Raw genomic sequence first — 12,236 nt, forward strand, 5'->3', positions numbered from 1 at the left:
GATGAAATTATGGAATAAAAATCCATATGTGAGATTGCACGAAATAAAAGTCCAAAACAACCATTATTAAGAAGGCATATTTCTTTCGAGCCTGCCTACCATTCAGGCTCCTCTCCATTCAAAAGGCAGCTCACCATGTGCGGCATCGTCGGGGCAGCGTCCCATCGCAACATCGTTCCGGTCCTGGTCCAGGGCCTTCAGCGGCTCGAATACCGCGGCTATGACTCGTGCGGCGTGGCGGTGCACGCTGGCGGCCTGACGCGGGCGCGCACCACCTCGCGCGTGGCCGACCTCGTGGCGCAGGTGCGCGACGACAAGGTCGAAGGCCTCACCGGCATCGCCCACACGCGCTGGGCCACGCACGGTGCGCCAGCGGTGAACAACGCCCACCCTCATTACAGCAAAGGCCCCGGTGCCCATGCGCCGGCCGCGCGCCCAGGCCGCATCGCGCTCGTGCACAACGGCATCATCGAAAACCACGAAGCCCTGCGCGCCACGCTCGAAGCCAGGGGCTACGTGTTCGAGAGCCAGACCGACACCGAGGTCATCGCCCACCTCGTCGACAGCCTCTACGACGGCGACCTGTTCGAGGCCGTGAAGGCGGCCGTGCTGCAGCTGCACGGCGCCTACGCCATCGCCGTGATCTGCCGCGACGAACCGCAGCGCGTGGTGGGCGCGCGCGCGGGTTCGCCGCTGATCCTCGGTGCAGGCAAGGACGGCGCAGAGAACTTCCTCGCCAGCGACGCGATGGCCCTGGCCGGCGTGACCGACCAGATCATCTACCTCGAAGAAGGCGACGTGGTCGACGTGCAGCCCGGCAAGTACTGGATCGTCGACAGGAACCACAAGCCCGTGACGCGCGTCGTGCGCACCGTGCAGGCCCACAGCGGCGCGGCCGAGCTCGGCCCCTACCGCCACTACATGCAGAAGGAAATCTTCGAGCAGCCGCGCGCCATCGGCGACACGCTCGAAGGCGTGGAAGGCATCGTGCCCGAGCTGTTCGACGGCATCGGCCAGGATGGCGCCACCGGCGCCAGCGCCCACCGCGTGTTCCAGGACATCGACAAGATCCTCATCCTTGCCTGCGGCACCAGCTACTACAGCGGCTGCGCCGCCAAGTACTGGCTCGAAGGCATCGCGAAGATTTCCACGCAGGTCGAGATCGCGAGCGAGTACCGCTACCGCGACTCCGTGCCCGATCCGAAGACGCTGGTCGTCACCATCAGCCAGTCGGGCGAAACCGCCGACACGCTGGCCGCGCTGAAGCATGCGCGCTCATTGGGCATGGAGCAGACGCTGACCATCTGCAACGTGGCCACCAGCGCGATGGTGCGCGAGTGCAAGCTGGCATACATCACGCGGGCGGGCGTGGAGATCGGCGTGGCGTCGACCAAGGCCTTCACCACGCAGCTGGCGGGCCTGTTCCTGCTCACGCTGGCCATCGCGCAGGCCAAGGGCCGGCTGAGCGAAGCCGACGAGGCGCGCTACCTGAAGGAGATGCGGCACCTGCCTGTCGCGCTGCAATCGGTGCTGGCGCTGGAGCCGCAGATCATCGGCTGGGCCGAGGACTTCGCGCGCAAGGACAACGCGCTGTTCCTGGGCCGCGGGCTGCACTACCCGATCGCGCTCGAAGGCGCGCTCAAGCTCAAGGAAGTGACCTACATCCACGCCGAGGCCTATGCCGCCGGCGAACTCAAGCACGGCCCGCTCGCGCTGGTGACGAGCGAGATGCCCGTGGTGGCCGTTGCGCCGAACGATGCGCTGCTCGAAAAGCTCAAGAGCAACCTGCAGGAAGTGCGCGCACGCGGCGGCGTGCTCTACGTGCTGGCCGACGGCGACACGAAGATCACGAGCAGCGAAGGGCTGCACGTGATCCGCATGCCGGAGCACTACGGCGCGCTCTCGCCGATCCTGCACGTCGTGCCGCTGCAGCTGCTCGCGTATCACACGGCGTGTGCGCGGGGGACGGACGTGGACAAGCCGCGCAACCTGGCGAAGAGCGTGACGGTGGAGTGAGTGCGGCGTCTGGCCGGAATCAAAGTGCGGCCAGCTCTTCAAGCGTGATCGGCTTGATGGGAGGGCGGACCCGGTAGTGGCCGACCTCGGCCGGAGAGACGCCGCGCTCATGCGCGATGACCTCGGTGGCGGTGAGGCCGCAAAGGCGGCCCTGGCAGGGGCCCATGCCGCAACGCGTGAAGGCTTTGCCCTGGCTCGGCCCCTGGCAGCCCAGGGCAACCGATCGGCGCAGTTCGCCGGCCGTGACCTCCTCGCAGCGGCAGGCGATCACGTCGTCGGCCGGCACGCGATGCTGGATCTTCGGACGGTAGAGCACATCGAGGAAAGGCCGGATGTGCAGCTGGCGACGAAGCGCCGATCGCAGCGGCTCGGCCCGGCGGTCGCGTTCGGGTTCGGACAAGCGCCCGGCGTCGTGCGCCGCGGCCAGGGCGGCAAGCTGCCCCTGCAAGGCCGCTGCCGAGCCGCCGACGATGCCCCGCCCGTCCCCGGCGATCAGGAGGCCGTCCAGCTCGAGGCGGCCCCAGGCATCGGCCGCCGGCACCCAGCACAGCTGCTGGTCGTCCCAACGGTGCGCCAGGCGCAGCGACGCCGTGATCTGATTGTTCGGCACCACGCCCTGGTGCAGCAGGATGAGATCGGACTGCACGCGGTGAGACGTGGCTCCCACACGAAAGCGCAGGGCCGTGGCCTGTTCGCCGCCTTCCACGGCGAGGTCGGTTGCGGCACGGTGATGGGGGATGCCGGCGTCGCGGATGCTGCGGATCAGGCCCAGGCCTTTTCTCAGGTCGCGCCATCCCGCCAGGGCGCCGCCGAGATGGGGCAGGGCCCGCAGGCAGTCGCCACGCCGCGTGGTATCGACGATGGCGCCGATGCGCACACCGGCCCGCAAATATTGCCAGGCCAGCAGGTACAGCAACGGTCCGCAGCCGGCCAGCACGACCGGCTGCGACGGTGCCACGCCCGCGCTCTTGAGAAGGATTTGCGCCGCCCCGGCCGTCATCACGCCGGGCAGCGTCCAGCCAGGAATCGGAAATGGCCGCTCCATCGCGCCGGTGCACAAGATGACGTGGCCGGCCGTCATGGACCGGGATCGCCCATCCTTCAAGTAGTGAATGACGCGATCGCGGGAGATGTTCCAGACGGCCGCGCCGCCGACGTGCCGCGCTGTCGATTGCGAGAAGCGCTCCACCAGGGCCCGGCCTGCGGCGTAGTCGTCCCCGAGCACCTGCAGCCGATCGACACCGGCCTGCGTGACGTCGCGATAGATCTGGCCGCCCGGATGCGCCTGCTCGTCGAGCAATGCGACCGACAGTCCCAGTTCGGCCGCGGCGGCGGCCGCTGCGAGGCCTGCCGGACCCGCGCCCACCACGGCGACGTCCACCGCATCACACTGCACGGCGCGCGCCTTCCTGCGAGCGGATCTTCATGCCCGGCTGGATCGTCACGAGGCAGGCTTGGGTGTTGGCCACGCCGTCGATTTCCAGCAGGCATTCGAAGCACACGCCCATCATGCAGTAGGGAGCACGCGGCGCACCCGACACGGGAGTGGAACGAAAGCGCGACACACCGGCTACCAGCAAGGCAGCAGCGACAGAGCGCTGGCCCGGCACCGCAAGCCGGCGACCGTCGAACTCGACATCGATGAAGGGCTCGGCGCCGGCCGAGATCGGGCGAAAGAGCGGTTCAGTAGGCATGGTGATGATCCAGGGCCTGTGCCGGATGCTCTGCGGCGGGAAAACGGTCCCCCCGAAACGCGTCAAGCTCCTCGGGTGCGGCTGCGCCGTTGATCCACGGGGCGATGCGAAAGGCGTGGGCCGCCGCGAGGGTCACGCCGCTGTGGCACGTGACGACGTAGGCGCCTGGGCAGGATGTCGATTCCTGGTAGATCGGATAGCCGTCGGGCGTCATCACCCGCAACGCGCCCCATACCCGGACCACGTTGAGCCGGCCGAGCATGGGAAAACTGGCGACGGCGCGGCGCGCGAGTTCGGCCAAGGTGCTGGTCGTCGTGCTGTCGTCAAAGCCCGCATCTTCCATGGACTCCCCGATCTGGATGCCGCCCTCGTCGGTTTGCCGGATATGGCCCGTGGGATAGTCGAAGAGCTTCTCGCAGCGTTCGGTGACGATCAATTGCCCGCGATTCGGCCGCACCGGCGCATGGAGTCCGACCTGACCGGCCAGGCGCGCATTGCCCAGCCCCGCGGCCAGGACGAGCTTGGGCGCGCGAAACTGCTGATCCCGGACGTGCGCCGTGAACACGCCATCTGCGTGCGTGATGCGCTCCACCCCGTGGCCTGTCTTCAGCATCACGCCCCGCTGGTTGCATGCGGAGTGCAGGGCGCGCAGCAGCTTGAGCGGATTGACATGGCCATCCATCGGCGAGTAGCTGGCGCCGACCACCTTCGGTCCGACGTGGGGCAATCGCTGCAGCAGAGCGGCGCGGTCCAGGATCTCGTAGGGGTAGTCGCCGCCCACCTCGTCGCGCACGGTGGCAAGCCGCTCGCTGCGCGCCTCGAGTTCGGCCTCGGAAAAGCACAGGTTGAAAGCGCCGTTCTGCCTGGCCTGGACATCGATGTCGGTTTCGTCCTGAAGTCGCGCGGCGAGCGCGGGCCACTGCCGGGCGGACTCCCGGGTCCAGCGGGCATAGTGGGGAACACCGCGGCCCTTGCCGTGAACCCAGATCAAGCCGAAGTTTCCGCGCGAAGCGCGAAACGCGTCGTCGCCTTCATCCAGGACCATGACCTTCTTGCCAAGCTGGCCCAGCCCGTAGGCCACTGCGGTGCCGACCAGGCCGCCACCAATCACGATCACATCGCTCGAAAACATGGATGCAGGGCAGGGTTCTGCGCGTCGCAGGCGCGGCCTAGAAATCAGCGACCTTGCCCCATGCCGAGTCGCTGAACCGCTCGGGCCGGTACGGTATGGGATCGACGATCGGTTCGGCACCGGTGGCAAGGTCCGCGATAAGGTGGCCGGCGCCAGGGCCGATGCCGAAGCCGTGCCCGGAAAAGCCCGCAGCCAGGATGAAACCCGGCATGGACGGCAACTCGCCGATGCCGGGAACACCGTCCGGTGTGCTGTCGATATAGCCAGCCCAGGCGTGCGTGATCTTGGCATCGCGAAGTTGGGGCAGCAGTTCGACGGCGCGGCGGTGGGTCTCCCTGATCGTGGGCAAATCGGGCTTCGGATCGAGGATGCGCACGCGCTCCATCGGCGTCGGCGCATCGAGCCGCCACCGCTTCAGCGTTTCATGGCCACCACGCATGCCTTCCAGGCCTCCCGGACGAAGGCTGCGCCAGCGCTTGGCGAACATGGGCACGAACTGCGGAGCGAAGCGCATGAGCTGAGGCGTCACGTCCACGCGCGCGCGGCCGCTGATGGCCAACGCGTAGCGTCCGTCGTTGCGGCGCGTGGCGGACACGCTCGCGCTCACCACGGCAGCCGGCAAGCGATGCTCCACAGGGGACACGCTCAGAATGGACTGACGAATCGAGGCCTGGGGAAAACGGATGCCAAGCTGGCGGCAGAACGAGGACGCCCAGGCGCCACCTGCGAGCACGGCCGTCCTGGTCTTGATGACGCCGGCTTCCGTGATGACGCCGCTGACTCTTCCGCCCTCCGTCTCGATGCCACGGGCCGCGCAATTCTGATGGACGCTGCCCCCGAGCTTGATGAGCGCAGCGGCCACCGCGGGCGCAGCCTTGGCAGGATCGGCGGTGCCATCGGTGGGCGAGAAGACGCCGCCTTTCCAGGCGCGGCCGGTCGCCTGCCCGCGCTCGGCGGCTTCTCGGCCGCTCAGCATGTAAGTCGTCACGCCTGCGGTTTTCGCGAAATCGCGCCAGCTGGCCCAGCGGGAAATTTCGGCCTCGTCATTGCTGAGATACAACAACCCACAGCGATGAAACCCCGTGTCTTCACCGCTCTCGGCGGCAAACTGTTCCCACAGGTCGAGGCTCTTGCTGGCCAGCGGCAGTTCGCGAGCGTCCCGGTTCTGCTGCCGGCACCAGCCCCAGTTGCGGCTCGATTGCTCGGCGCCGATCCTTCCCTTTTCGACCAGGGCGACCGACACACCGCGCTTGGCCAGGTAGTAGGCGGTAAAGACGCCGATGATGCCGCCGCCGATCACGACGACGTCAGCGGAGGCTGGTAGGGTGGAAGAGGTGTTGATGGCGTGCAGCGGAGGGGACATGATGAATTTCGCTCGCCGGTTCAAGCCTGGACGCTTTCGCTGCTTTCCTGGAAGCCGAGAATGGCTTTGGTTTCCAGGTATTCCTCAAGGCCCTCGATGCCGTATTCGCGGCCATTTCCCGAGCGCTTGTATCCGCCGAAGGGCGCATGGGGGCTCCAGGCCGGATAGTTGATGTGCACCTGCCCCGAGCGGATGCGCGCCGCGACGGCGCGTGCCGCTGCAAGGTCCTGCCCCTGGACGTGAGCCCCCAGGCCGTAGACGGTGTCGTTGGCAATCTCCACGGCCTCGTCGACGCTGTCGTACGGAATGATCGCGAGTACCGGCCCGAAGATCTCCTCTTGCGCGATCTGCATCCGGGGATGCACCGCGGAGAAGATGGTCGGGCGGCAGTAGAAGCCGCGGCTCAAGGCCTCGGGCCGACCGGGGCCGCCGCAAACGAGCCGCGCGCCTTCGGCGATTCCGATGCCGATCATTTCCTGCACCCGATTGAACTGGGCGCGATTCGCCACAGGGCCGTGCGTGGTCTGCTCGGAGCGCGGATCGCCCACGACGAAGCCGGACGCCGCTTCGTGCGCGATGCGCTCGACCTCCTGGAGGTGCTCACGCGGCACGATCATGCGCGTCGGCGCGCTGCACGACTGGCCGACGTTGCGCAAGGCGGCCGCCACCCCTGCTGGCACGGCCCGCGCCAGGTCCGCGTCCGGCAGGATCACGTTGGGCGATTTCCCGCCGAGTTCCTGGGCCACGCGCTTCACCGTCGGGGCGGCGGCCTGGGCCACCAGGACGCCGGCCCTGGTCGAGCCGGTGATCGAGATCATGTCCACGTCCGGATGCGCCGACAGCGCGGCGCCGACCTCCGGCCCGGTGCCGCTCACCAGGTTGAAAACGCCCGGGGGGATGCCGGCGTCTTGCATCACCTGCGCAAAGAGCAGGGCGCTCAGCGGCGACAGTTCGCTGGGCTTCAGGACGAGCGTGCATCCCGCCGCCAAGGCCGGCCCGACCTTGGCGGTGATCTGGTAGAGCGGCCAGTTCCAGGGGGTGATCAAGCCGCACACGCCGATGGCCTCGCGCATGATGGCCACGTCCCCCCGATGGGTGAGAAACGGATAGCTGGCCAGATTGTCCCGTGCCACGCGGATGTGCTGCGCCGCGACCGGCACCTGTGTGCTGCGCGCAAAGCCGATGGCAGCGCCCATCTCCTGCGAGATCACCTGGGCGAACGACTCTGCCCGTTCGAGGATCAGGGTGTGGACACGGTCGAGAAGCAAGATCCTGCTCTGGACGGAACTCACGGACCAGGCGGCGAAGGCGCGCCGCGCCGCGGCCACCGCCGCATCGACGTCCTGCGCAGTTCCCAGCGCGATCTCCGCAACGGGTTCCTCGGTCGACGGGTCGATGACAGAGGCGCGAGCCTGCCCCTGGGGCAGCACCCACTCGCCGTCGATGAACATGCGGTCCAGATGGCCAGCGCTCTGGAGGCGTTCGACGATGGAGGAGTTCACGGAGTTGGTCCTTTGGAAAAGGGGCTGAGGTCGGGCTTTTGGATGTCCAAAAGTCTAGGCCGCGTGCCCCTCGCGCCGGTGCTGCAATGGGGGGCTCGCACAAAGCAGACTGCGGTTGTGCGAGTCGCTACAGCAGATCGTGCCATCAGCTCTGCCGACGCCTCGATCCCGCTCCCATGTGATCGGCTAACCGCGCTTCTGCAATGTCGAGTGCGGATGCAGCGGATGCGCCAGCGTATCGGCGATGAGCCTGAGCGCCTGATCGCACTGCTCCCGCGACATCGGCCCGCCCAGACAGATGCGCACCGCATCCGGCGGATCGCCATCCGTCGAAAATGCCGCACTCGCCACCACGCCCACGTTCTGGGTGCGCAGGTAGGACGCAAACTCCACCGGGCTCCAGCCCGGCGTGAGCGGCAGCCACGCATGAAAGCCCTCGGGGTGCGCCTGCAACCCGCTGTCGCCCAGATGGCGCGTCGCGAGCAGTTGCCGCGCCACCGATTCGGCGCGCACGGCCTGCAGCATCGCCTCGGTGGTGCCGTCTTCCACCCACAGCGTGGTCAGCGCATTGGTGATCGGCGAGGCCATCACGGTGGTGGCGCGCATCGCGCCTGCGAGGCGCTGCGACTGCACCACCGTCGGTGAACACACATATGCGCTGCGCAGCCCCGCGCCGAAGCATTTGGAGAACCCGCTCACGTAGTAAGTGAGCGCGGGCGCCAGCGTGGCGATGGTGCCCGGCGTCTGGCGCGGCAGCATGCCGTAGGCGTCGTCCTCGATGATCGGAATGGCATAGCGCAGCGCCACGTCGGCCAGCGCTTCCCGCCGTGCGCGCGACACGGTGCCGGCCGTGGGGTTGAGCAGCGTCGGGTTGCAATACAGCGCCTTGGGCTTGAGCGTCTTGCAGGCATGCTCGAAGGCATCGGCGATGGGGCCGTCGTCGTCCAGCTGCAGCGCGTGCAGCTGCACGCCCAGCTGCGCCGCGATGGCCTTCACGCCCGGGTAGGTGAGCGACTCCACGCAGATCAGCTCGCCCGGCCGCGCGAGCTGCGAGAACAGCGCCGTGAGCACGCCGTGGATGCCGGGGCACACCAGGATGCGGTCCACGCCCGCATGCGGCACGAAGGGTCGCAGCCATTGCAAGGCCACTTCGCGGTCGTGCGCGGTGCCGCCGAAGTCCTGGTAGCGCAGCAGGTCGTGGAAGTCGATCTCGGCGAAGGCACGGCTCGCGCTCTCGTGCAGCCGTGCCATCAGGTGCGCGTCGTCGGGTTCGGGCGGCATGTTCATCGTCATCTCGGCGCCGCTGCCGCCACGCAGCCGCAGGCTGGGGCTGCCGGAGCGGATGAAGGTGCCGGTGCCCGCGCGCGAGTCGATCAGGCCGCGCTTGCGCGCCTCGGCATAGCCGCGCGCCACCGTCGTGTAGTTGAGATCCAGGTCGGCCGCGAGCTCGCGCAACGTAGGCAGGCGGTCGCGCACGCCAAGGCGGCCTGTCTTGATGTCGTCGGCGATCAGATCGGCCAGCAGCAGGTAGGCCGGCCGGTCGCTGTTGCGCAGCTGCTTGCGCCAGTGGGTGGTGATCGTGGGCATGGGGCGGATCGTCGAAGTTGATTGCATCCATTGATTGCATCGGGCCACCGATCAAGCACGCAGGAATCGCGCCTGCTCCGGAGGCGCCGGATGCTTCGATCGGGTGCGATCAACCTCATTGATCGGGTGCATTGATCGCATGGCGGATGCGTCGTCGCGGTGCAGGAACCGGCCGGAAGCCTCTGTGCGTGCCCGCCTTTTCGGCCTTCCGAAATTTTTTATCCGCACGCAAGGCGCACCGCTGCGCATTGATCGCGAGTTGATCGCACGCACCCGGCCGCACGCTGGCACATCGCCTGCAAAGAGAAAGGCACGCAAGACCTGCGTTCAACCCCTCAACCGGAGTACCCCATGCCCAAAGTCACCCGCCCCCGCAACGAGAAAGGCGAGTACCTCGTCGACTACGAAGAGAAGGTGTTCGAAGACGTCAAGGCCGACCCCGGCGAGAAGGCGCTCGTCACCTTCCACACGGTCGCCTTCGAAGGTTCCATCGGCTTCGTGAACCTGCTGCAGGCCACGCGCCTGCGCCGCAAGGGCTACGAGACCTCGGTGCTGCTGTATGGCCCCGGCGTGACGCTGGGCGTGCAGCGCGGCTTTCCCACGCTGGGCGACGAGGCCTTCCCGGGCCACCAGAACTTCAACAAGCAGATCAGCAAGTTCATGGAAGAAGGCGGCAAGGTCTACGCCTGCCGCTTCGCGCTGCAGGCGCTGTACGGCCACGGCGAAGGCGCGCTGATCGAAGGCATCACGCCGATCAACCCGCTGGACGTGCTGGACTTGGTGCTGCTGCACAAGAAGGCGGGTGCGGTCATCCTCGACACCTGGACGCTGTAAGGCAGGGCACCGGCGATGGCTTCCACACCCCGCATCGTGCGTGCCGCGGCGATCCAGATCGCGCCCGACTTCGACCGGCCCGACGGCACGCTCGACCGGGTGTGCAGCGCCATCGACGAGGCCGCATCCAAGGGCGCGCAGCTCGCGGTCTTCCCCGAGACCTTCGTGCCCTACTACCCCTACTTCAGCTTCGTGCTGCCGCCGGTGCTGCAGGGGGCGCCGCACCTGCGGCTGGCCGAACGCGCGGTGGTCGTGCCGGGCCCGGTCACGCAGGCCGTGGCCGAGCGCGCGCGCCATCACGGCATGGTCGTGGTGCTCGGCGTGAACGAGCGCGACCACGGCAGCCTCTACAACACGCAGCTGGTGTTCGATGCCGACGGCACGCTCGCGCTCAAGCGCCGCAAGATCACGCCCACGTACCACGAGCGCATGGTCTGGGGCATGGGCGACGGCGCTGGGCTGAAGGTGGTCGACACGGCAGTGGGCCGCGTCGGCGCGCTGGCCTGCTGGGAGCACTACAACCCGCTCGCGCGCTACGCGCTGATGGCGCAGCACGAGGAGATTCACTGCGCGCAGTTCCCCGGCTCGCTGGTCGGCCCGATCTTCGCGGAGCAGATGGAAGTGACCATCCGCCACCACGCGCTGGAGTCGGGCTGCTTCGTGGTCAACGCCACGGGCTGGCTCAGCGACGAACAGATCCGCTCGGTCACGCCCGACGCCAACCTGCAGAAGGCGCTGCGCGGCGGCTGCCACACGGCCATCGTCTCGCCCGAAGGCAAGCACCTCGCGCCGCCGCTCACCGAGGGCGAAGGCATGGTGGTGGCCGACCTCGACATGGCGCTCATCGCCAAGCGCAAGCGAATGATGGATTCGGTCGGCCACTACGCGCGGCCCGAACTGCTGTCGCTCGCCATCAACGACCGGCCAGCGCAAACCACCGTGCCGATGCATCTCACGCAACCCCCTGTTCAACGGAGCTCCGACCATGACCACCACGACGACACAGCAAGACAGCCGGCAACTGATGACCGAGCTCCAGTCCTTCGGGTTGCGGCTGGTTGATCCTTCGGCGGGCGTTGCCAGCCGCCGCGGCGGCGCCGGGCCTTCGGACCACAAGGCGGTGACGGTGGACGGCCACACGATCATGGTGCCGGTCCACACCTCCACGGCCTGGCACTCGCCCTTCACCGCCGAAGCGCCCGACGCGCGCGGCATGAGCCGCGTGATGCGCGGCAGCATTCCCATTGCAAGCATCAGCTTTCCGAAGCAGCCGCGCTTCTACGCGATGCAGACCTTCGACGGCGTGCCCTATTCGCACATCGCCACGCTGCACGGCAGCGACGTGCTCGCCACCACGGTGCTGCAGACCTGCATCCGCTACGAGAGCCGCAAGAAGAGCTGCAAGTTCTGCGCGATAGGCCAGTCGCTCGCGGCCGGCCGCACCGTGGCGCGCAAGACACCCGAGCATCTCGCCGAGGTGGCGCGCGCCGCCGTGCTGCTCGACGGCGTGAAGCACATGGTGATGACCACCGGCACGCCCAACGCCACCGACCGCGGCGCGGCCATCCTCTGCGAGAGCGCCTTCGCCATCAAGGCCGCGGTCGACATTCCCATCCAGGGCCAGTGCGAGCCGCCCGACGACGACCAGTGGTTCCACCGCATGAAGGCGGCCGGCATCGACACGCTGGGCATGCACCTCGAAGTGGTCACGCCCGAGGTGCGCGAACGCCTCATGCCGGGCAAGGCGAGCGTGCCCGTCTCGCGCTACATGAGCGCCTTCGAGGCGGCCGTGGGCGTGTTCGGACGCGGCCAGGTCAGCACCTACATCCTGGCGGGGCTTGGCGATACGCGTGAAGCCATCCTCGACACCTGCGACCAGCTGCTCGCGCGCGGCGTGTACCCCTTCGTCGTGCCCTTCGTGCCGATCAGCGGCACGCCGCTCGAAGACCATCCGGCGCCCACGCCCGAGTTCATGAAGTCGCTGCTCGCGCCGCTGGGCGAGCGCGTGGTGGCGGCGGGCCTGCGCTCGGCCGACATCAAGGCCGGCTGCGGCAAGTGCGGCGCGTGCTCGTCGCTGTCCATTTACGAGAAAGAAAGCGAAAGCTGAC

At 67.9% G+C, this 12,236-nt stretch carries 10 protein-coding genes; 4 read left to right on the forward strand and 6 right to left on the reverse strand.

Annotated features, from left to right (window positions below):
* Window positions 1-135 precede the first annotated feature (135 nt).
* Window positions 136-2,016 (forward strand): glutamine--fructose-6-phosphate transaminase (isomerizing), encoded by a 1,881-nt coding sequence (gene glmS, locus ACEOAB_RS04075; protein WP_495653484.1) that lies wholly within the window; start codon window positions 136-138, stop codon window positions 2,014-2,016.
* 19 nt (window positions 2,017-2,035) lie between these two features.
* Here the strand turns inward: glmS and ACEOAB_RS04080 are convergent, their stop codons facing one another.
* The 6 genes from ACEOAB_RS04080 to ACEOAB_RS04105 form a co-directional block, all read right to left on the reverse strand.
* The gene (locus ACEOAB_RS04080; protein ID WP_495653485.1) at window positions 2,036-3,397 is read right to left on the reverse strand and encodes an FAD/NAD(P)-dependent oxidoreductase; all 1,362 of its coding nucleotides are present in this window, start codon (window positions 3,395-3,397) and stop codon (window positions 2,036-2,038) included.
* Window positions 3,398-3,401: 4 nt separating this feature from the next.
* A complete protein-coding gene (locus tag ACEOAB_RS04085) occupies window positions 3,402-3,710 on the reverse strand; it encodes a (2Fe-2S)-binding protein (RefSeq protein WP_056597256.1) in 309 nt (102 codons plus the stop codon).
* Window positions 3,700-4,842 (reverse strand): NAD(P)/FAD-dependent oxidoreductase, encoded by a 1,143-nt coding sequence (locus ACEOAB_RS04090; RefSeq protein WP_413748170.1) that lies wholly within the window; start codon window positions 4,840-4,842, stop codon window positions 3,700-3,702. The genes ACEOAB_RS04085 and ACEOAB_RS04090 overlap by 11 nt, the downstream gene beginning before the upstream one ends.
* Before the next feature lie 37 nt (window positions 4,843-4,879).
* A complete protein-coding gene (locus tag ACEOAB_RS04095; RefSeq protein WP_413748171.1) occupies window positions 4,880-6,205 on the reverse strand; it encodes an NAD(P)/FAD-dependent oxidoreductase in 1,326 nt (441 codons plus the stop codon).
* A 20-nt stretch (window positions 6,206-6,225) separates the two neighbouring features.
* Window positions 6,226-7,656: an aldehyde dehydrogenase family protein gene (locus ACEOAB_RS04100; RefSeq protein ID WP_413748200.1), complete on the reverse strand. Its 1,431-nt coding sequence runs from the start codon at window positions 7,654-7,656 to the stop codon at window positions 6,226-6,228.
* Window positions 7,657-7,893: 237 nt separating this feature from the next.
* On the reverse strand, window positions 7,894-9,294 hold the full coding sequence (locus ACEOAB_RS04105) for an aminotransferase-like domain-containing protein (RefSeq protein ID WP_413748172.1): 1,401 nt from the start codon (window positions 9,292-9,294) through the stop codon (window positions 7,894-7,896).
* A 351-nt stretch (window positions 9,295-9,645) separates the two neighbouring features.
* On the opposite strand from ACEOAB_RS04105, the gene ACEOAB_RS04110 reads away from it, so the two are divergent.
* The 3 genes from ACEOAB_RS04110 to ACEOAB_RS04120 are packed head-to-tail and all read left to right on the forward strand — an operon-like array spanning window position 9,646 to window position 12,235.
* Window positions 9,646-10,128, forward strand: coding sequence for an MSMEG_0572/Sll0783 family nitrogen starvation response protein (locus ACEOAB_RS04110; protein ID WP_007832834.1), 483 nt, complete (start codon window positions 9,646-9,648; stop codon window positions 10,126-10,128).
* A 15-nt stretch (window positions 10,129-10,143) separates the two neighbouring features.
* Window positions 10,144-11,190 (forward strand): Nit6803 family nitrilase, encoded by a 1,047-nt coding sequence (locus ACEOAB_RS04115; RefSeq protein WP_413748173.1) that lies wholly within the window; start codon window positions 10,144-10,146, stop codon window positions 11,188-11,190.
* On the forward strand, window positions 11,153-12,235 hold the full coding sequence (locus tag ACEOAB_RS04120; RefSeq protein WP_413748201.1) for an MSMEG_0568 family radical SAM protein: 1,083 nt from the start codon (window positions 11,153-11,155) through the stop codon (window positions 12,233-12,235). Before ACEOAB_RS04115 ends, ACEOAB_RS04120 begins: the two co-directional genes overlap by 38 nt.
* The last annotated feature ends 1 nt before the right edge of the window (window position 12,236 follow it).

The organism is Variovorax sp. Varisp53, assembly GCF_059491555.1.